Source organism: Bradyrhizobium dasycarpum, assembly GCF_042019905.1.
Classification (GTDB): domain Bacteria; phylum Pseudomonadota; class Alphaproteobacteria; order Rhizobiales; family Xanthobacteraceae; genus Bradyrhizobium; species Bradyrhizobium japonicum_B.
Window position 1 is genome coordinate 505,346 of sequence record NZ_CP169574.1, and the last position, 18,097, is coordinate 523,442.

Consider the following 18,097-nt stretch of genomic DNA (forward strand, 5'->3'; position numbering starts at 1 on the left):
TTATTACCAGTGCACGCTCTGGCTCGGTACGATGAACGCCGTCGTGCTTGGCGGCGTCGCAAGGCTCGATGCCAGGTACCAACCCGAGCCGAGCACGAGCGCCAGCAAGGCGACGATCGCGAGCAGGTCCATGGTGCGGGGGTCGTGGTGCCGCCTGGAGCCGCGGGCGGGCCCAAGTCTGGTGTGAACAAGTCTGGTGTGAACAAGCCTGGCGTGAAGATGAGGGCTGATTTTCCAGCGCATTGTTGTTTCCTCCCCAAGGGAGCGTCAAAACAACGCGGGAGCAAAGTCCAAGGTTCCAGTCAGGCTTCGGGCCTACAAGCAATATCGCAGCAAGCTCAGGGCGCATTGACGCCGCGCCATCGGCCATAGCGCCATGGCAGGTACCAGCGCGCGCCTTGCGGTGCGGTCAGCGGCACGTTGTCGATGCCTGATGTGCCGAAGGGATGGCAGCGCAGCAGCCGCGCCAGCGTCATCCAGCCGCCGGCCCACAGCCCGAACCGTTCGATCGCTTCGTCGCCGTAGACCGAGCAAGTCGGCAGATGCCGGCAATTGTAGCCGACCAGGGGCGACAGCGTATGCCGGTACAGCCAGATCAGCGCACGGCCAGAATCTGCGTGGCAGCCGAAGCGCCCCTTCGACCGAGCTGGAACAATGCCCGCAGGCTGAATGCTTCATGTGCGCGGTGCTGCGATGTTAGGCGAGGTGTTGCACGGTTCCAATGCGGGGAACTGTAAGCTGTTGTTTGCGCGCCATATTTTGCATACTTTTTGGGAGCAGTGCAGCAAGTACCTATGGACGATCTGTATTCCCCCGGATACCATTTTTGTGACGTTCGTGTGTAGACTTGTCGGACGCAAAACGGGGCTTGCCTGAATCGCTCTGGGGCTTGGGGAAGGGACCAGTTTGAAAGTTCTGAAGTCGCTCAATCTTCGCGGCTGGTTGCTGGTGGGAACCGCCGTGTGTGGAGTCGTGCTGGCTGGCGCCGTCGCGACACTCGGGTCGTCGGCCCGAGCGGGCAGTGCGCTCGAAGAGCGCAAGCTGCCGATGAAGTTCAACTGGATCGCCTGCGAGCCGAACTGCCGCGGCTGGGTCAGCGCGGTCGGTATCATCACCGCCGACACACCCAAGGCTTTCGAAGAATTTTCTCGTGGACGCCAGCTCGGCGGCGCCACCGTGGTGCTCGATTCCAGCGGCGGTTCCGTCAACGACGCGATCACGCTTGGCCGGCGGTTCCGCAATCTCGGCCTGCTGACCACGGTCGGCGTGAGCCTGCGCGGCGGGCACTCGGCCCGCCCGGCGGTCGCGCCTGAGGCCTATTGCGAATCCATGTGCGTGTTCCTGCTGCTGGCCGGCAAGAAGCGCTACGTGCCGGAAGCCGCCCATGTCCGCGTTCACCAGATCTGGATGGGCGACCGCGCCGACGATGCCAAGGCGGCGAGCTACAGCGCGCAGGATCTGATGATCGTGGAGCGGGACATCGGCCGGCTTGCCAAATACACCTTCGACATGGGCGGCGCCGGCGACCTGTTGTCGCTCGCGCTCAGCGTTCCGCCCTGGGAAGATCTGCACGAGCTGACCGCCGGCGAGCTCAAGCTCACCAATCTCGTGACGACCGATCTCGTTGCCGACGTGCTGCCGCATGTGGACATTTCCGCCCCGGCGATGGCGGAGCTTGCCCCGAAGACGCAGGCAAGGTTCGGCGAGGAGCCGGAGCAGCCTTCAAGTCGACCAAGACGGCGGAAGCCGTGGTGCCGACGGGTGGTGTGGCAGCGCCTGTTGCGCCGAAGCCGAAGTGAGATTCTCCGCCGTCATTCCGGGGCGTCGCAAAGCGACGAACCCGGAATCCAGATGTTAAAGCGCGGGATTCCGGGTTCGCGCTGACGCGCGCCCCGGAATGACATTGATGGGGCTCAGCCCTGTGCCGCAGCCGGCTGCTTGGCTTTGGCCTCGATCTGACCGATCGCGTCCACGACGGCATCGAAGGTCAGCAGCGTCGAGGCATGGCGCGCCTTGTAATCGCGGACAGGCTCGAGGAGCTTGATATCCTCCCATTTGCCTTGCGGGGGCGCGCCGTTCTCCTTCAGCATCTTGCGAACAGTCTCGCGTAACTCGCGGAGTTCGCTCGCAGTCGAGCCGACAATTCGACTTGCCATGATGGATGAAGAGGCTTGTCCGAGTGCGCAGGCCTTCACGTCATGGGCGAAGTCGGTGACGGTGTCCCCGGTCATCTTGAGATCGACCTTGACGGTCGAGCCGCACAGCTTGGAGTGGGCGGTGGCGGAGGCATCGGGATCCGGCAGCCGTCCGAGGCGCGGAATATTTCCGGCCAACTCGATGATCCGCTTGTTATAAATGTCGTTCAGCATGTGATGGAGTCCAGCGCGTCCACGCCCGCTTCAGCACCCGATCGGCCTTGGCGGGCGTCGTCCAGGGTCCTATATAGGGTCGGAACTGGTGGAAATACAGTCCGGCGGTACGAGGCGGTGATCCGGATCCATGCCGTCGGCGTTTTGAGCCCAGGACCCTTTCCGCCGAAACTGTTCTCTTCAGGCGTCCGGCGGCTTGGCCGCCCCGTCTGCCGGTGACACTCCGGCCATCAAGGCCGTCGAACGGAGTCGATATGGACGCTGCAATCAAATCCATCCGCCCGGGCAAGCCCTCTGACCGGCAGCCCGAGAGTCGTCCGGCCGAGCTTGATCCCGCTGAATTCCTCGCGGCCGCCGTCCGCGCCGACCAGCCGCGCCCGGCGCGCGCCGAGGCGGAAGCGGCGGTGAAGACGCTGCTCGCCTATATCGGCGAGAACACCGAGCGCGAGGGCCTGCTCGACACGCCGCGCCGCGTCGTCGAGGCCTTCGACGAGCTGTATCAGGGCTATCACCAATGTCCGGCCGAGGTGCTCGACCGCACCTTCGGCGAGACCGCCGGTTATGACGATTTCGTGCTGGTGCGCGACATCGAGTTCACCTCGCAGTGCGAGCATCACATGATGCCGTTCTACGGCAAGGCCCATATCGCCTATACGCCGGTGGAGCGCGTCGTCGGCCTGTCCAAGCTCGCCCGCCTCACCGACATCTTCGCCCGCAGGCTCCAGACCCAGGAGCACCTGACGGCGCAGATCGCGGCAGCGATCGACGAGGTCCTGAAGCCGCGCGGCGTCGCCGTGCTGATCGAGGCCGAGCATACCTGCATGTCGGTGCGGGGCGTCGCCAAGCATGGCGCCTCCACCTTCACCAGCCGCTTCACCGGCATGTTCCGCGACAATCCGGCGGAGCAGGCCCGCTTCCTGTCCCTGGTGCGAGGCACGCGCTGACCTCGCGATGGTCATGTTGAGCGTGACCTTGCCGGAACACCGCTGCGCACTTTTCCGGGTCATGCTTTTACGAGGTCGTCGTGTCTGCTCACTCTCATGAGATCGAGGAAGGTCTGACCTTCCAGCCGCGGTTCGACGCGGCCGGGCTCGTGACCTGCGTCGCGACCGACGTTGCCACCGGCGACGTGCTCATGGTCGCGCACATGAACGAGGAGGCGCTGCGCAAGACGATCGCGACCGGCGAGGCCTGGTACTTCAGCCGCTCGCGCAATGCCTTGTGGCGAAAAGGTGAGACGTCGGGTCAGACCCAGCGCGTGGTCGAAATGCGCACCGATTGCGACCAGGACGCGGTCTGGATCCGCGTCGAGCAGATCGGGGCAGCCTGCCACACCGGGCGGCGGTCATGCTTCTATCGTAAGGTCGAGGGTGAGGGCGGAGGAGCCAAGCTGGTCTTCGCCGATGCGGAGCGGCTGTTCGATCCGGACGCGGTCTACAAGACGTAACTGTCATTCCGGGGCGCGCGAAGCGCGAACCGGGATCCATCGCACGGCATCAAGCGCGGCGAAACGAATTCCGGGCTCGCACCTGCGGTGCGCCCCGGACTGACTTGGAGTGGGGCGGCGACACCAGGATTAACCCCGCATTAACCATACCTGTCCGAGGGTGAGACGACAGGCGTCCGAATTGCCGGCGCTGTTCAAGGCCGCGCGGGGCGGGCACTTCATCATGTCGGTCGACAATTCCAGCGCCATGCAGACCGCCGGTCTCGATCCGGCGCGGGCGCGCGTCGCCGGTGCGATCAAACAGGCCTCGAACATCTCCGGCGTCAGCTTCCAGTACATGCTGACCACCGCCAAGATGGAATCGGATTTCAATCCCACGGCAGGCGCCACCACCTCGTCCGCGCATGGACTCTACCAGTTCATCGACCAGACCTGGCTCGGCACCGTGAAGGAGGCCGGCACCCAGCTCGGCTACGGCAATTATTCCGACGCCATCACCAGGACGTCGTCGGGCAGCTACACCGTCGATGATCCCTTGATGAAGCGGTCGATCATGAAGCTGCGCGACGATCCGCAAGCCGCTTCCAGCATGGCGGCGGCGCTGACGCAGTCGAACGGCTTCAAGCTGACCGGCCTGCTCGGGCGCAGGCCGAGCGACAGCGAGCTCTACATGGCGCATTTCATGGGCGTCGGAGGCGCCGCGAAGCTGATCGCCAATGCCGAGGACAATCCGCAAGCGGTCGGCGCGCGGCTGTTTCCGAACGCAGCGTCCGCCAATCGTTCGATCTTCTACACCAGGGACGGCCGCGCCCGCAGCGTCTCCGAGGTCTATTCGGTGCTGGACGCGCGCTATGCCAGCGCGGCCAATTCGAAAGTGACCCGCAGCGCAATGGCGATGTATGGCGGCACGCCGTCGACCACCGAGGTCGCGAGCGCGAATGGCGTGCAGCCGACCGCGCCGATCGTTGACAATGCCGCCTACCTCCAGACCTTCCCGAATACACGTGCGGCGACGCCCGTCAGTGCGATATCGCCCTCGACGGTCGCGGACAATGCGCCGACCACGCCGGTCTTCCGCTCGATCTACCAGCCCGGCGACACCACGCAGCCGGTCTCGACCACGGTGCAGAAATTGTGGGGCAACAACGCCTCGCTGACGTCCGTTGCCTCGGCTGCGCCCGACGTGCGTCCGCCGCAACCGCTCGATCTGTTCAGCGATCGCAGCGGCACGTTCTCGAGCTAGTCGCCGTCTCGTGTCCCGGACGCGCTGCAGCGTGAAACGCTGCTGCGCAGAGCCGGGGCCCAGTGCTGCGAACTCCTCTCGAAATTCTAGGCCCGGCTCGGCAGCGCATCACTGATGTGCTGCGCTGCGTCCGGGGCGGGCAGTGCGGGCGGTTCTGTTCCCTTAACAAAACGTCAATAAAACCAGCCAGTTATGGTGAACGCTTTGTTAAGCGTCGTGGTTTATTTTGTGTTGCAGGTGACGAGCCGTCACTTTTTTCGTTTGTTGTGTAAGCCGGAAGCAGCATGATTGTTCGGCAGTTCATTCATTGGATCAGGACGGCGTCCGCCGGCGAGCGGGCCGAGGCAACACGGGCGTTGGCCCGGGCCTGGCTGATCTCAGACCTTTCGACAGAGGACCGCATCGCCGCCGAAGGCGCGCTGTTGATGCAACTCGACGATGCCTCGCCTTTGGTGCGGCAGGCGATGGCCGAGGCCTTCGCGCGCAGCCCGGACGCACCGGCATCGATCGTGCGGGCGCTGTCGGCGGACCAGCCGAGCGTCGCGCTGCCGGTGCTCGAACATTCCCCGCTGCTGATCGACGCCGATCTCGTCGACATCGTTGCAACCGGCAATGACGAAGTGCAATGCGCGGTCGCCCGCCGCATCGCGCTGCCGGTCTCGGTCTGCGCTGCCATCGCCGAAGTCGGCTGCGCGGCGGCCGCGCTGGAGCTGATCGAAAATCCCCATGCCGAGCTTGCGCCGTTCTCCTGGAATCGCATCGTCGAGCGCCACGGCCATCTCGCGGCGATCCGCGAGGCGATGCTGGTGCTGGATGACCTGCCGTCCGCAACCCGCGCCGCGCTGGTGGCCAAACTCTCCGAGACGCTGGCGCAATTCGTCGTGGCGCGGAATTGGCTGAGCGTCGACCGTGCCGACCGCATCACGATCGAGGCGCGCGACCGCTCCACCATCAACATCGCGGCGCGCTCGCGCGGCGAGGACATGCAGGGCCTGGTGCATCATCTGCGCGTCACGGGCCAGCTGACCGCCGGCCTGATCCTGCGCGCGCTGTTGTCGAGCAATCTCGGTCTGTTCGACGCGGCGCTGGCCGAGCTTGCCGATCTGCCGCTGGCGCGCGTCACTGCGCTGCTGCACGACCGCGGCGGCAACAGCCTGCATGCGCTGCTTAGGCGCGCCGGGCTGCCTGAGGCGACGTTTGCGGCCTTCCAGGTCGCGCTCGATGCCTGCCACGAGCAGGGCTTTGTCGACAGCGACGACGGCGCGGCACGGCTGCGCCGCCGCATGGTCGAGCGCGTGCTCACCCATTGCGAGACCGACCGCGGCGCCACCGAGCCGCTGATGGTCCTGCTGCGCCGCTTCGCCACGGAATCGGCACGCGAAGAGGCGCGGCTGTTCTGCGACGAGCTGGTCGCGGACGATGCGATCGATCCGCTGTACGACGATCTGATCGCGGCCTAGCGCGATGCGGTAGGGTGGGTTAGCCGAAGGGCGGCGCGAAGCGCGGTCCGTAGGCGTAACCCACCAATTCTGTCTCTGCGGAAACCAGAGCGGTGGATTACGCTGCGCTAATCCACCCTACGATACTGTCCGTGTGGAGGGAGCAGCCTCACCTTCCGTCATTGCGAGCGTAGCGAAGCAATCCAGGGTCTTTCCGCGGAAGGATCCTGGATTGCTTGGTCGCAAGTGCTGCTCGTAGTGACGGAGAGAGCTGAACCTCACTGTCCCGGCACGATGCTCGGCGCCAGGATCGCCTCGAGATGCTCGGGGCGGTCGCGGTTGACGTGCGCGAGATAGTCGTCGGCGATCTTGCGCAGGCGGCGGCTGAGCTCGGTGGAGACGCTGATGCTGTCGAGCCTGGTATTCTCGTGCACGATGGCGAGGATGGCGTTGATGTGGTGCGTGAACAGCTCGGCCGGGACCTTCGCCAGATCAGGTGCGTGCTCGATGACGCGGCACAGGCTCTCGGCAATTCCCGCCGCGGCCGGATAGCCGAACGTCACGGCGTCGCCCTTGATGTCGTGAGCGGCGTGAAACAGCTCGTCGCGCCTTTCCTTGGTGAAGCCGTCATTGCGGATGGCGACATAGGCGGCCGACAGACGGTTGACCTCGGTCGTCATCCAGTCCTTGAACTCGCCGGAAAGACCCGCGAGCGCCTGCTCGGCGCGGCCGACCGGATCGTCCAGGTCCTTCTCGTCGACGCGGCGCAGAACCTTGCGCAGCGGGTTGGGCTGCGTGATGATCTGATGCGTGGCGAAGGCCTTGACCTCGATGTCCTTTGCGCTGTTCTTCCCCATGATCTCTGCCTCGCCTGAAGACGTTGCGCTAGATGGTGGAGCGGGCCTTGTCGAGCAGCGAGGGCTGCTGCAGCACCTCGTGCTTCTCGCCGACGCGGCGCTCGGGACCCATATAGGCGGAATTGGTATTGCGGCGCCGGTCCGGCCCGAAATAGGTCTTGGTCTTGATGAAGGGGCGGGGATTGGCGACCACGTTGAGGATGCGCTGATAGAGCCCCTTGGCCGAGATCGGCTTGGCCAGGAATTCGGTGACGCCGGCATCGCGCGCGACAGTGACGCGGCGCTTCTCGGAATGGCCGGTCAGCATGATGATCGGCGCGTAAGGGTTGCCCTTGGATTCCGGCTGCCGGATCATCTGCGCGAGCTCGAGTCCGTCGAAGATCGGCATCGCCCAGTCGGTGATGACGATGTCGGGCACGTAATGGCTGTACATCTCGAAGCGCGGTGGCGCCGTCCTCGGCTTCATAGACTTCGCGCGCGCCGAAGGAATGCAGCAGCGTGCGCAGGATGCGGCGCATGTGCGGATTGTCGTCGCAGACGAGGAAGCGCAGCTTGTTGAAGTCGATACGGAACATGACGCCTGGGCCAAAAGCGGTCAACCTTCGTTAACCATATCGCGCCGGAGGTTAACGAAGGGTTGCGACGGCAGGCCGCGAGGTGGTTCTAGTAGCCGAACTGCTCGCGCAGGATGCGCTCTTCCAGGCTGTGGCCGGGGTCGAACAGCATGCGCATCGAGATGGTCTTGTCGGACAAGACCTCGACCCGGCGGACGTCGCGCACTTCGTCGTGGTCGGCGACCGCGGCCACCGGTCGCTTGTCGCCCTCCAGCACCTCGATGACGACATAGGCCGTGTTGGGCAGCAGGGCGCCGCGCCAGCGCCGCGGGCGGAAGGCGCTGATCGGGGTCAGCGCCAGCAGCGCCGCGTTGATCGGCAGGATCGGACCCTGAGCGGACAGATTATAGGCGGTGGAGCCGGCCGGCGTTGCCACCATGATGCCGTCCGCGATCAGCTCGGGCATGCGCTCGCGCTCGTCGATCATGATCCGCAGGCGTGCGGCCTGGTAGGTCTGCCGGAACAGGGCGACCTCGTTGATGGCGTGATGCAGGTGGACGCGGTCGTTGACGTCGGTCGCGCGCATCAGAAGCGGATTGATCTCGGATTCATGCGCGGCCTCGAGCCGTGCACGCAGATCGTGGGTCGAATATTCGTTCATCAGGAAGCCGACGGTGCCGCGATGCATGCCGTAGATCGGCTTTCCCGTGCGCATGTTCTGGTGCAGCGTCTGCAGCATCAGCCCGTCGCCCCCGAGCGCGACCACGACATCGGCGTCCTTGGGGTCGCAATTGCCGTAGTCCCTGGTGAGCTGGCCGAAGGCGACCTGCGCCTCGTTGCTCGAGCTGGCGACGAAGGCGATCCGGTCGTATCGCTGGGGCTTGGTCATTGGCTTGTCGGACACGGCCGCTGCTGGAGGAAGTTCCGCCGGGCTCGTCTATACGAGGTTTGGCTGCATTGTCGAGGATCACCGCCTTTCAAGGCAAACGGGCGATTGTCGGTCCAGAGAACAAAACGGGTTGATTTGAGCCCGGCGCGGATGCGGCATCGACCGTGATCCCGCAAACGGTCGCAATTTCCTGCTAGCTTCAGTGCGTCCCGGCGATGACAGCCGGGCAGGGAGAACGACCATGCCCACGATCTTGCCGACGCTGCGACGAAGCGGGGTCATACTGGCTGTTGCGGTGGCCGCATTCGCAAGTGTTGTGCGCGCGCAGGATCCGCCGCAGCCGCGCGCCGAGGCGGCCTCGCCAGCCGCACAGAAGGGCGGGCGCGGCAGCGCTGCGCAAAGTGGGCCGCAGAGTTCGTCCTCGGCCGAGCCGCACCGTCTCCCGCCGGATTCGACCACGAAGCAGACGCTGGAGCTGCCCGGCCGCACCCTCAGCTTCGCGGCGACCGCCGGCTCCATTCGCGTGTTCGACGGCAAGGGCGAGCCGCTGGCCGACATCGCCTATACGTCCTACCAGCTCGACGGCGCCGACCGCGCCACGCGCCCGGTCACGTTCCTGTTCAACGGCGGACCCGGGGCATCCTCGGCGTGGCTCCAGTTCGGCGCGGCCGGTCCATGGCGGCTGCCGTTCGATGGCGATGCGTTGTCGCCATCGGCTTCGCCCGAGGTGAAGCCGAACGCGGAAACCTGGCTCGACTTCACCGACCTCGTTTTCATCGATCCCGTCAGCACCGGCTACAGCCGCTTCATTGCCAGCGGCGAAGACGCGCGCAAATCGTTCTACTCCGTCGACGGCGACGTCAACGGGATCGCGCTGGTGATCCGCCGCTGGCTCGAGAAGCACGACCGCCTGACCTCGCCGAAATACGTCGCGGGCGAGAGCTATGGCGGCATTCGCGGGCCCAAGGTGGTGCGCCAGTTGCAGCTCCAGCACGGCATCGGCGTCCGGGGCTTGATCCTGGTGTCGCCGCTGTTGGATTTCCGCGAGTTCACCGGCACCAGCCTCCTGCAATATGTCGCAACGCTGCCGAGCTATGTCGCGGTGGCGCGCGAAGCCAAAGGGCCGGTCAAGCGTGCCGATCTCGCCGACGTCGAGGCTTACGCGCGCGGCGAATTCCTGGCCGACCTCGTCAAGGGCGAGGCTGACAAGGAGGCCACCAATCGTCTGGCCGACAAGGTCGCCGAGCTCACCGGCATCGACCGGGCGGTGAGCCGCCGCCTCGCCGGGCGCTTCGACGTCGGCGAGTTCCGCCGCGAGTTCGACCGCAAGAACGGCAAGGTGACGGGACGCTACGACGGCTCCGTGCGCGGCTTCGATCCCTATCCGGATTCCAGCAGCTCGCGCTTCGGCGACCCCTCAGGCGATGCGCTCCAGGCGCCGCTGACGAGCGCTGCGGTCGACGTGCTCACGCGCAAGCTCAACTGGCGGCCCGACGGCTCCTATGAGGTCCTGAACGGCACTGTGGAAGGTCACTGGGATTTCGGCCGCGGCATCAACCCGCCGCAATCGGTGTCCGAGCTGCGCCAGATCCTTGCCACCGATGCCAAGCTGAACGTGCTGGTCACGCACGGCCTGTTCGATCTTGCCACGCCCTATTTCGGAACCAAGCGGGTGCTCGATCAACTGCCCGCATTCGTGACGCAGCGCGTCAAGTTCGTCGTCTATCCCGGCGGCCACATGTTCTATTCGCAGGGCGGCTCGCGGCAGGCGTTGCGTAGCGAGGTCGAGCGATTGATCAGGGAGTAGGCCGCCGCTTGCGCGGCGGATAGCGACGGGCGATCTCCTTTGCTACGACGCGCTCCGGCTTCACATTCGCGCCGGCGATCCAGATGTCACTGACCTTGCCGCGCCTGTCGCGGATCCGGCGCACCGGCTCGCCATGGCTGGAATAGCCGGCGGCCCAGGCGAGCTTGCCGTTGTCGCGGCCGGTGACCTCGATTTCGGCGGCATCCATGAACGGATTGTTGAACTGCGGATTGGCGACTAGCACGCGGTTGCCCGCAGCAACGAGGTCGGTTGCGCCCCAGATCGTCCACCAGCGGCCGGTCCAGTCGCGCAGGCGGCGGTCGGGTGCGCCGCGGGTTTTGAAGACGCGCAGGATCTGCATGGCGCCGTCCATCCAGAACGGCGCCGCGCCGTCGATGGAATTGCTCAGGATGCTGATCGAAAGCTCGCAAGCCGGGATCGCGCAGGTCCGCGAGATGTAGCCCTGAAAGCCGCCGCTATGGCCGAACCAGTCCCAGCCGTCGGTCTTGCCGGCATTGACGCCGAGGCCGTAGTAGCCCTCGAAGCTCTGCGGGATGCGCCAGTGATGCCGCGTCATCTCGCGGCGGCTTGCGACGGAGAGCACGCTTTTCCTCGCATTGGGCGCAAGCTGCGCGAAGAAGCGCGCTGTGTCGCCGGCGGTGGCAACGAAGCCTGCGGCCGAAGCCATCGCCTGCGCCGGATTGTCTCCGGGGATCACGCAGCGTTCGCCCAGCGGAACCTTTCGTGTGTGGCCGCGCGCGAAGGAGGCGCCTTTGGGAAGCGGCGCGTCCGGCTCGGTCTCGCGCAGGCCCGCGGGCTTAATGATCTCGCGCTTGATCCAGACCGAGTAGGGCTGCTCCGTCACCGCTTCGATGACGAGGCCGAGCAGGCCAAAGCCATGATTGGAATATTTGAAGCGGGTGCCGGCCTCGATCGCGGTCGGCAGCTTCAATTCCGCGAGCAGCTCGTTCGCGTCGAGGTAGGGGCGGCGATCGATGAACTGGCCGGAATCGACGCCGTCGCGCGTCAGCCCCGCGCTGTGCGACAGCACCTGTGCGATCGTCGTCTCGGCAACGCGCGGATGCAGGCCGCCGACATACTGGCCGATCGTATCGTCGAGCCGGAGCTTGCGCTGCTCGCGCAGCATCATGATGCCGGCCGCGGTGAAGCTCTTGGAATGGGAGGCGATGCGGAAGCGGTGGCGCGGGGTGAGCTTCTCGCCGGTGTCGAGATTGGAAAGGCCGAACGCATGCTCGGCGACGATCTCGCCGCGATGGGCGAATGCGACGATGACGCCTGGCTGCTGGAATGTCGTCAGTTGGAATTCGATCCAGGAGCCGACGTAGTCGATCGCGGATCGCAGCCACTTGTCCATTGCGCTACCGGTTTGCGGGGAGGATTGGTGCGAGAGGCTAGCCGAGAAAGCGGAACGGGCACAACCCGGAAGGTCGTGCCCGTTCGCCTCGTGAAGTTGCGATGTCGTTAGTACACGAGCGTCGCGCCGGTCGGCTTGTCGAGCGCAGCCGCAAGCGAGCGATATTCGGAGCTGTCGGTGCCGGCGAGCGAGGCGATCTTGTTCAGGTGATACTGCGCCTGTTCGCGGTTGCCCTGTTCGAGCTGCCAGAGGCCGTAATATTGCCAGGTGCGGACGTGGTTCGGATCGTCCTTCAGCGCCAGCTCGTAATAGAGCTTCGACGACTGGTAGTCGCCGAGCTTGCGATAGGAGTAGCCGATCAGATTGGCGACGTCGGCGACGTCGTCGCGCTTCAACGACTTCAGCTGGCCGATCGCGCCGGTGTAGTCGTGGTTGTCGTAGATCGCGGTGTAGGCGGTGCGATAGGCGGCGAGGAACTTGGGGTCGCTGACGGAAGAGCTCTTCTTCTTGCCCTTCTTGGTCGATGAGTCCGAGCTCGGCGGCGGCGAAGGGGAGTCGCCGCCCGCGGCAAAGGCGCTGGACAGCACCGGTGCGGCCGCCAGCGACATGGCGACCAGTCCCGGCATGACAAGCATTGAGAGTCTGCGCATCTAAATTCTCCCGTATGGAACTTGGCGATCCTACACGATTGCCCGAAGACCGAAACACCCGTCCCGCAGAAACATTCCCGCTTCGCACCATCTGCTCGCCCGGATGCAGATGACAAGCTCGTCATCGAGATGAACGGGAGCCTGCAAGGGGCTTCAGACTGGGTTCAGTGCCTCGCCCCTAGGTTCCTGCCTACGATCGAAGGGTAGGCGAGAGGGTGCCGCCTCGAGATCCTTCCAAGAGGAGACCACCATGCTGAAGACCATTTCCGCAGCCTTGCTCGCGGCTTCCGTGATCGCAGCCCCGGCCTTCGCCGCCGAGACCGGCAAGACCACCACGACCGCCCCGGTGATCAAGGCGGACCAGGGTCAGACCAAGGCGTCCACCACCGCCGCAAAGCCGGACGCCGCTGTCAAGGCTGACGCTAAAGCCGACGCCAAAGCTGCTGACGTAAAGGCTGCTGACATCAAGCCCGCCGACGTCAAGGCGGATTCCAAGGCGGATTCCAAGTCGAAGGCGATGAATGCCAACGCGGCGGCCACGCCGGACGAGCACAAGTCGGCGCCCACGCATGGCCACAACGACAAGCATCTGTCGGCCAAGAAGTCGCAGAAGGCGCAGCCGGACCTGGCCAAGCCGGCCACCAGCGACAAGCGCAGCTGACGTCTGATCCCGCGCGGCGGCACCTTGCATTGCCCGCTACCGCGTACGGACTTCAGGCCCGTCCCGGCGCCTGTGCGAAAGCGCAGGCGCCGGCGGCGGGTGCGTTGCTGACGGTGCTTGCGCAGGACCGAATTCCCTTTGCGTGGCCTTGGGGCTAGAACGTGCCCGGAGTCTGTGCACGTGGAGAGCGCGAGCTGTGGGGCGATTGGCGAAACGTACTGCGCGCCTGGCGTTGATCCTGACCTTGCCGCTGGCGCTTGCGGCCTGTTTCGGCGGCGATGGCGACCGTCCGACCTTCATGGGCGGGACCCAGGCCGGAGGGCCGCAGCCGTTTCCCGACAATTTCCGCAGCGATACGCTGGCACTGATGCGCACCTATCTGAACAACCCGGTCGGCGTGCGCGAGGCCAGCATGGCCGAGCCGGTCCAGCGCGAGGTCGGCGGCCGGCAGTTCTATGTGAGTTGTCTGCACTTCACTCCGCGCGAGACCGACGGCAGCTACAAGGCCATGCGGGAACGCGCAGTAATCTTCGTCAACGGACGAGCGGACCGTGTCGTCGACCGGACCAGCGAGCTCTGTGCCGGCGCGGTTTACGCACCCTTTCCGGAACTCGAAAAGATGACGAGGTAGCGCAAAGCCGGCCTTCATGGCCTGGTGCTAGAACGGAGATCGCCGGAGCCGCCGGATCACATTTCGGCGAGCTTTGAACGGGGCGGTTTGGCGTTGCGACAAATTGGGACGGCAGGTCTTGCGAGTCGACAAAAACAGTCGGCGGGATGGACAAACTCGCGTTGTTGCCGACCCGTCACAGTAACGAACGATCAACGTTCCGGCATTGCCGCGAAGCAACCCAATTCAGGCCACGTTGTTTCCTGAGTGTCGTAAATGAAAGAACGGGGATGATCATGAAATCGATTTTGCTGGGTGCAGTTGCTCTGCTTGCGCTGGCCGCGCCGGCCGCAGCGGCGGACATGCAGCCGCGCACCTATGCCAAGGCGCCGGCCTATACGCCGCCGCAGGTGATCTATAATTGGACCGGTTTTTATATCGGCGGTCATGTCGGCGGCGCGTTTGCCGGCGACAACAGCTTCCAGTCCAGCGACGCCCGCTTCATGGGCGGCGTGCAGGGCGGCTTCGACTACCAGTTCGCCCCCAATTGGGTGATGGGTATCGAGGCTCAGTACTCCTGGCTGCCGACCAACAACAACGGCGTCACGTTCCCGCTGGGCACGCAGGTGACGTCCAACACCGACCAGATCGGGTCGGTGACCGGCCGTATCGGCTACACCTGGGGACCGACGCTGCTCTACGCCAAGGGCGGCTACGCCTGGCGTAACAACAATCTCGGCGTCAACATCGCCGGCGTGCCGCAGGCCTTCACCACGACCGGCAACAGCAAGGACGGCTACACGGTCGGCGCCGGCCTCGAGTACATGTTCGCGCCGAACTGGTCCGCCAAGGCCGAGTACCAGTACTACAATTTCGGCAGCACCACCTTCACCTCGGGTCCGGCCGAAATCGTCGGGGTCCGCGGCCGGGAGGACGAGCATACCGTCAAGGTCGGTGTGAACTACCGGTTCGGCTGGGGCGGTCCGGCAGCTTCGCGCTACTGACCCGCGACCTACGATCGCGCTCTGACAAACACGCTCTGACAAAGGCCGGCTCCGCCGGCGCTTTCGTTTGTCCGCCGCCGGCCCGTCGGCCAGCCCTGCATTTGCAATGCGTGAACCATCTGGCGCGTCATTTGCAGACGAACATTCCCGGCACGCGCCTTCTCACGCGTGTCATGGGTCTTGGGTAAAGCAAAAATAATTTTTGCCGCTTACGGAACTCGCGCTCCGGAACGCGTTATATGAGAATTACCGGGCTGGTGGGACGACGGACATGCGTATCTTGGTGTCGGCGGTGGTGCTCTCGTGCTTCTTGGGCCTGCCGTGCTCTGCACAGACAATCCTCAAATCCGAGCCTCTGATGTTGGCACCTTACGAGGTGGCTTTCGTCAAGGACGCCTCGTGTCCGTCGGGCAAGGTGATGAAAGTCACCGGCGCGATCCGCGGGCTGCACCGCCGCAAGGCCTGCGTGGCCATGCCTGGTGAGCAGGCCTCGCTGGCGACCGCGACGCCCTGAGCCCCTGCGGCTTCCGCCGGCGGCCCCTCACGAATTCAGTTCAAGCTCCATCCTGGACTGGCGCTCGGCCTCGGCCTTGTTCCTGGCGGGGTCCTCGCCCGGGGCGGCCGACAGGGTTTGATCTCGTAATCATTGTCGAGCACCGGGCGCGGCCCTGGACGGTCCTCGTCGGCGCTGACATCCACGACCAAGCCACTCCGCTGCGCGAGCTTCCAGACGTCGGAATCGCTCGGATAGGCCTTGCTGATCTGGGCGTCGTTGCAGAACAGGGCGTAGGGCATCTCTTTCCGCTCCGGAAAGCCCGTTAACGACCCCATGTGCCGGCAGGTTCCGGGCGGCGCGCGATCACGGACCCGTGATCTGGCGCGGTGGGCCTTGAGTCCTTAACGAGTCCTGAATCGCGAAAAAAGAATCCCCGGGACTCATTTGGCGGAATCAGCGGATGTTTTCCGCCATGACGAGCGACCTGAACACCTCCTGCGGGCACATGCTCCTGCCGCTGACGCTGGCGCTCCTCGGCGCCTGCGCTGCCAATCTTTGGCTGGTGTGGTCTTGGCTATAAGTCTTAGGCTGTAGGGCTTGGCTAGGCCTCTGACGGGGCAGTCTTACTTTTTGGCCAGCGGGGCCGGGGTGTCGCGGAGGGCGGCGCGCAATTTGGTCAGGGTTTGAGCACAATATTCCTCGCGCTCGCGCTCGAACCGCTCCTGATGCTTGCGGAAATTGGCGATGCGAGCCTGCATCTCGGTGCGGAAATCGCTGGTCGTCCGCGGTGAAAGCTGGATGGGCTGAGGCTGCGGAGGGGGTGCGGGCGCCTCGACCTCGACCATGACGGTCTCGACCGCGACGGCCTTGATGGTCGCCGCCGAAGCATCCGGCGGCGCGCCCGGCCGCAGGAGCTCATCCGTCCTGCCGGTCACCGATTGGACGAAGGCCAGCGTCTGCGCGATCAGTGCGTCGCGTTCCCTGATCCATTTCATGATCCACCTCAGCCGCCGCCATTCCAGCAAAGCGGCTGCGCCGAATCAAGACACTTGACAAGGGTTGCATATTTTTCCCGGTCGCCCGAAAGTGGGCGAATGGATTCCGGAAAAGAACGTTCGGCCGAAGTGGATGGCTTGAGGCTGATCCGCGCGTTCCTGTCGCTTCCGCCCGACAGGCGGGCGGAGGTGATCGCGTTCGTGGAGGAATTGGCGCGTGCCCATGGCCGGCCCGAGGAGGGCACGAAGGCATCGCCGAGATGAGTGCTATCGCTCGCGCGGGTTGACGTTGGGCTCGAACGGCGCGCCCACCACCCGAACCGTCCTCTGATCCGAGATCCTGGTGACGTCGATCACCGCCCGCTCGGCCACCTGCCTCTCGGGGGCCGGCTGAAACACCGGCTCGAGCAGCGTCAACGTCCCGGCCACGGCGCCACAGCATAGTGTCACCGTCGCCAGCAGAAACATATTCCGGTTTTCTTCGCGAATTCGCATGGGTCGAGAACGAACGACGTGCGTCGTTGGTTCCGAGCGGCCCCCTGTTCGGGACGCGAATGCCATCGACAGCGCCAGCAGAAATCCCGAGGCGATGACGAACCGCACGGCTGTCATCACAACCTAACCACATCGGCGGTGTTCGCTGTATGATGTGCCGCATCGCAACTTCGACTCGCGCCCATCAGATGATCCCCAATCGTCCGCCCGTGCTGGCTCACGAACGCTTCGTCGCCGACCGCGACAATTTTGCGGGCCTCGATCTCGCCGCGCGGTTCGAGCGGATCGAGCAGACCAACCTCTGGGGCGCGGCCAGCTCGGTGTCGGGCCTCGGCTCGGAGGACACCGCGACCGCCGCCATCCGCGAGGCGCTTCCGCCATTGCTGCAACGGCTCGGCGCGCGCTCGCTGCTCGATGCGCCCTGCGGCGATGCGGGCTGGATCGGCCGCGTCAAGCTCGGGCTCGACTACATCGGCATCGACATCGTGCCCTCGCTGATCGAGGCCAACAACCGGCGCGTGGCGGACGGCCGACTGACCGGCCGCTTCCTGGTGGCCGATATCACCCGCGATGCCCTGCCGCGCGCCGACCTGATCCTGTGCCGGGATTGCCTGGTGCATCTGAGTTTTCAGAACATCGCCCGCGTCACCGCCCGCTTTCGCGAGAGCGGGGCGCACTTCCTGCTCGTCACCACGTTTCCGGAGTGGGAGCACAATCGCGATTGCGAGGACGGCGACTGGCGCGCGCTCAACATGACGAAGGCACCGTTCGACTGGCCTGCGCCGCGCGAGTTGATCGACGAGCGCTGCGAGGAGGGCGACGGTGGCTGGCGCGACAAGAGCCTCGGGTTGTGGCGGCTGGACGAGTTGCCGGATCGCGGCCGCATGGCCACGGATGTGTGACGGCCGCGGGCAACAACGTCATTGCGTCCGTGATCGCGGTGCGACCGTTGTGTCCCCGAATACGCTGCAGCGCCTTCAGCAGCCGGGACCAGAAAGCGGCACCGAGCAATGCGGCGCATTGGGCGGTCTTTGGAATACTGGGTTTTGATGGTGCCGGCTGAGGGGATTGAACCCCCGACCTTCGGTTTACAAAAGCGCAGGTGACCCGTAGCGGCGCGTTTCTAGGCGTAACGAGGGGCGGGCCTAAGCGACAGTAAATCCTTATATTTACATAAAAAATTACGCTATTATACCCCTCAGCCCG

At 65.0% G+C, this 18,097-nt stretch carries 18 protein-coding genes and 4 pseudogenes; 11 read left to right on the forward strand and 11 right to left on the reverse strand.

Going from position 1 to position 18,097, the window contains the following annotated elements; genetic code table 11:
- Positions 1–3: 3 nt before the first annotated feature.
- Positions 4–243 carry a hypothetical protein gene (locus ACETMP_RS02440; protein ID WP_375159774.1) on the reverse strand — a complete coding sequence of 80 codons (240 nt, stop codon included), beginning with the start codon at positions 241–243 and terminating at the stop codon, positions 4–6.
- A 95-nt stretch (positions 244–338) separates the two neighbouring features.
- Positions 339–678, reverse strand: a pseudogene (gene yidD / locus ACETMP_RS02445) (membrane protein insertion efficiency factor YidD).
- Positions 679–906: 228 nt separating this feature from the next.
- Between yidD and ACETMP_RS02450 the strand changes: the two are divergent.
- Positions 907–1,799: pseudogene (locus ACETMP_RS02450) on the forward strand (hypothetical protein).
- Positions 1,800–1,913: 114 nt separating this feature from the next.
- On the opposite strand, the gene ACETMP_RS02455 reads toward ACETMP_RS02450, so the two are convergent.
- Positions 1,914–2,369 (reverse strand): iron-sulfur cluster assembly scaffold protein, encoded by a 456-nt coding sequence (locus ACETMP_RS02455; protein WP_375159775.1) that lies wholly within the window; start codon positions 2,367–2,369, stop codon positions 1,914–1,916.
- A gap of 254 nt (positions 2,370–2,623) precedes the next feature.
- Between ACETMP_RS02455 and folE the strand changes: the two genes are divergently transcribed.
- The 4 genes from folE to ACETMP_RS02475 all read left to right on the forward strand — a co-directional run bounded on the left by folE (position 2,624) and on the right by ACETMP_RS02475 (position 6,519).
- Positions 2,624–3,313, forward strand: a complete 690-nt coding sequence (gene folE, locus ACETMP_RS02460) for a GTP cyclohydrolase I FolE (protein ID WP_028137199.1) — start codon at positions 2,624–2,626, stop codon at positions 3,311–3,313.
- Positions 3,314–3,393: 80 nt separating this feature from the next.
- A complete protein-coding gene (gene hisI, locus ACETMP_RS02465) occupies positions 3,394–3,816 on the forward strand; it encodes a phosphoribosyl-AMP cyclohydrolase (RefSeq protein WP_375159776.1) in 423 nt (140 codons plus the stop codon).
- A 181-nt stretch (positions 3,817–3,997) separates the two neighbouring features.
- Positions 3,998–5,059 carry a lytic transglycosylase domain-containing protein gene (locus ACETMP_RS02470; RefSeq protein ID WP_375159777.1) on the forward strand — a complete coding sequence of 354 codons (1,062 nt, stop codon included), beginning with the start codon at positions 3,998–4,000 and terminating at the stop codon, positions 5,057–5,059.
- 284 nt (positions 5,060–5,343) lie between these two features.
- Positions 5,344–6,519 carry a DUF2336 domain-containing protein gene (locus ACETMP_RS02475; protein WP_375159778.1) on the forward strand — a complete coding sequence of 392 codons (1,176 nt, stop codon included), beginning with the start codon at positions 5,344–5,346 and terminating at the stop codon, positions 6,517–6,519.
- A gap of 257 nt (positions 6,520–6,776) precedes the next feature.
- Here the strand turns inward: ACETMP_RS02475 and ACETMP_RS02480 are convergent, their stop codons facing one another.
- From ACETMP_RS02480 to ACETMP_RS02490, 3 genes and pseudogenes are all read right to left on the reverse strand, one after another.
- A complete protein-coding gene (locus tag ACETMP_RS02480) occupies positions 6,777–7,355 on the reverse strand; it encodes an Hpt domain-containing protein (RefSeq protein WP_375159779.1) in 579 nt (192 codons plus the stop codon).
- 28 nt (positions 7,356–7,383) lie between these two features.
- Positions 7,384–7,930: pseudogene (locus ACETMP_RS02485) on the reverse strand (response regulator).
- Positions 7,931–8,018: 88 nt separating this feature from the next.
- Positions 8,019–8,798, reverse strand: coding sequence for an NAD kinase (locus ACETMP_RS02490; RefSeq protein ID WP_375159780.1), 780 nt, complete (start codon positions 8,796–8,798; stop codon positions 8,019–8,021).
- Positions 8,799–9,039: 241 nt separating this feature from the next.
- On the opposite strand from ACETMP_RS02490, the gene ACETMP_RS02495 reads away from it, so the two are divergent.
- Entirely contained in the window at positions 9,040–10,605 is a 1,566-nt protein-coding gene (locus ACETMP_RS02495; protein ID WP_375159781.1) for a S10 family peptidase, read from the forward strand.
- On the opposite strand, the gene ACETMP_RS02500 is transcribed toward ACETMP_RS02495, so the two are convergent.
- Both ACETMP_RS02500 and ACETMP_RS02505 read right to left on the reverse strand, forming a co-directional pair.
- Positions 10,595–11,980, reverse strand: coding sequence for a serine hydrolase domain-containing protein (locus ACETMP_RS02500; protein ID WP_375159782.1), 1,386 nt, complete (start codon positions 11,978–11,980; stop codon positions 10,595–10,597). The genes ACETMP_RS02495 and ACETMP_RS02500 overlap by 11 nt on opposite strands.
- 107 nt (positions 11,981–12,087) lie before the next feature.
- The gene (locus tag ACETMP_RS02505; RefSeq protein WP_375159783.1) at positions 12,088–12,630 is read right to left on the reverse strand and encodes a tetratricopeptide repeat protein; all 543 of its coding nucleotides are present in this window, start codon (positions 12,628–12,630) and stop codon (positions 12,088–12,090) included.
- 250 nt (positions 12,631–12,880) lie between these two features.
- On the opposite strand from ACETMP_RS02505, the gene ACETMP_RS02510 reads away from it, so the two are divergent.
- The 4 genes from ACETMP_RS02510 (at position 12,881) to ACETMP_RS02525 (ending at position 15,419) form a co-directional block, all read left to right on the forward strand.
- Positions 12,881–13,291: a His-rich protein BRANT gene (locus tag ACETMP_RS02510; RefSeq protein ID WP_375159784.1), complete on the forward strand. Its 411-nt coding sequence runs from the start codon at positions 12,881–12,883 to the stop codon at positions 13,289–13,291.
- A gap of 196 nt (positions 13,292–13,487) precedes the next feature.
- Entirely contained in the window at positions 13,488–13,922 is a 435-nt protein-coding gene (locus tag ACETMP_RS02515) for a hypothetical protein (RefSeq protein WP_375159785.1), read from the forward strand.
- A 275-nt stretch (positions 13,923–14,197) separates the two neighbouring features.
- Positions 14,198–14,905: an outer membrane protein gene (locus ACETMP_RS02520; protein WP_028137483.1), complete on the forward strand. Its 708-nt coding sequence runs from the start codon at positions 14,198–14,200 to the stop codon at positions 14,903–14,905.
- A 271-nt stretch (positions 14,906–15,176) separates the two neighbouring features.
- Positions 15,177–15,419: a DUF6719 family protein gene (locus ACETMP_RS02525; protein ID WP_028137189.1), complete on the forward strand. Its 243-nt coding sequence runs from the start codon at positions 15,177–15,179 to the stop codon at positions 15,417–15,419.
- 27 nt (positions 15,420–15,446) lie between these two features.
- On the opposite strand, the pseudogene ACETMP_RS02530 reads toward ACETMP_RS02525, so the two are convergent.
- The 3 genes and pseudogenes from ACETMP_RS02530 to ACETMP_RS02540 all read right to left on the reverse strand — a co-directional run bounded on the left by ACETMP_RS02530 (position 15,447) and on the right by ACETMP_RS02540 (position 16,999).
- Positions 15,447–15,700 (reverse strand): annotated as a pseudogene (locus ACETMP_RS02530) (hypothetical protein).
- A 324-nt stretch (positions 15,701–16,024) separates the two neighbouring features.
- A complete protein-coding gene (locus tag ACETMP_RS02535; RefSeq protein ID WP_375159786.1) occupies positions 16,025–16,396 on the reverse strand; it encodes a hypothetical protein in 372 nt (123 codons plus the stop codon).
- 267 nt (positions 16,397–16,663) lie between these two features.
- A complete protein-coding gene (locus ACETMP_RS02540; protein WP_375159787.1) occupies positions 16,664–16,999 on the reverse strand; it encodes a hypothetical protein in 336 nt (111 codons plus the stop codon).
- 80 nt (positions 17,000–17,079) lie between these two features.
- Here ACETMP_RS02540 and ACETMP_RS02545 point away from each other — a divergent pair, with 80 nt between their 5' ends.
- Positions 17,080–17,793, forward strand: coding sequence for a class I SAM-dependent methyltransferase (locus ACETMP_RS02545; protein ID WP_375159788.1), 714 nt, complete (start codon positions 17,080–17,082; stop codon positions 17,791–17,793).
- Positions 17,794–18,097: the final 304 nt, after the last annotated feature.

What these genes read in the sequence shown, in the direction of transcription:
- ACETMP_RS02455 (WP_375159775.1), bottom strand. Translation starts at nt 2,369, where the DNA reads ATGCTGAACGACATTTATAACAAGCGGATCATCGAGTTGGCCGGAAAT.
- ACETMP_RS02505 (WP_375159783.1), bottom strand. Translation starts at nt 12,630, where the DNA reads ATGCGCAGACTCTCAATGCTTGTCATGCCGGGACTGGTCGCCATGTCG.
- ACETMP_RS02545 (WP_375159788.1), top strand. Translation starts at nt 17,080, where the DNA reads ATGATCCCCAATCGTCCGCCCGTGCTGGCTCACGAACGCTTCGTCGCC.
- ACETMP_RS02495 (WP_375159781.1), top strand. Translation starts at nt 9,040, where the DNA reads ATGCCCACGATCTTGCCGACGCTGCGACGAAGCGGGGTCATACTGGCT.
- folE (WP_028137199.1), top strand. Translation starts at nt 2,624, where the DNA reads ATGGACGCTGCAATCAAATCCATCCGCCCGGGCAAGCCCTCTGACCGG.
- ACETMP_RS02480 (WP_375159779.1), bottom strand. Translation starts at nt 7,355, where the DNA reads ATGGGGAAGAACAGCGCAAAGGACATCGAGGTCAAGGCCTTCGCCACG.
- ACETMP_RS02535 (WP_375159786.1), bottom strand. Translation starts at nt 16,396, where the DNA reads ATGAAATGGATCAGGGAACGCGACGCACTGATCGCGCAGACGCTGGCC.
- ACETMP_RS02475 (WP_375159778.1), top strand. Translation starts at nt 5,344, where the DNA reads ATGATTGTTCGGCAGTTCATTCATTGGATCAGGACGGCGTCCGCCGGC.
- ACETMP_RS02490 (WP_375159780.1), bottom strand. Translation starts at nt 8,798, where the DNA reads ATGACCAAGCCCCAGCGATACGACCGGATCGCCTTCGTCGCCAGCTCG.
- ACETMP_RS02500 (WP_375159782.1), bottom strand. Translation starts at nt 11,980, where the DNA reads ATGGACAAGTGGCTGCGATCCGCGATCGACTACGTCGGCTCCTGGATC.
- ACETMP_RS02510 (WP_375159784.1), top strand. Translation starts at nt 12,881, where the DNA reads ATGCTGAAGACCATTTCCGCAGCCTTGCTCGCGGCTTCCGTGATCGCA.
- ACETMP_RS02525 (WP_028137189.1), top strand. Translation starts at nt 15,177, where the DNA reads ATGCGTATCTTGGTGTCGGCGGTGGTGCTCTCGTGCTTCTTGGGCCTG.
- ACETMP_RS02520 (WP_028137483.1), top strand. Translation starts at nt 14,198, where the DNA reads ATGAAATCGATTTTGCTGGGTGCAGTTGCTCTGCTTGCGCTGGCCGCG.
- ACETMP_RS02440 (WP_375159774.1), bottom strand. Translation starts at nt 243, where the DNA reads ATGCGCTGGAAAATCAGCCCTCATCTTCACGCCAGGCTTGTTCACACC.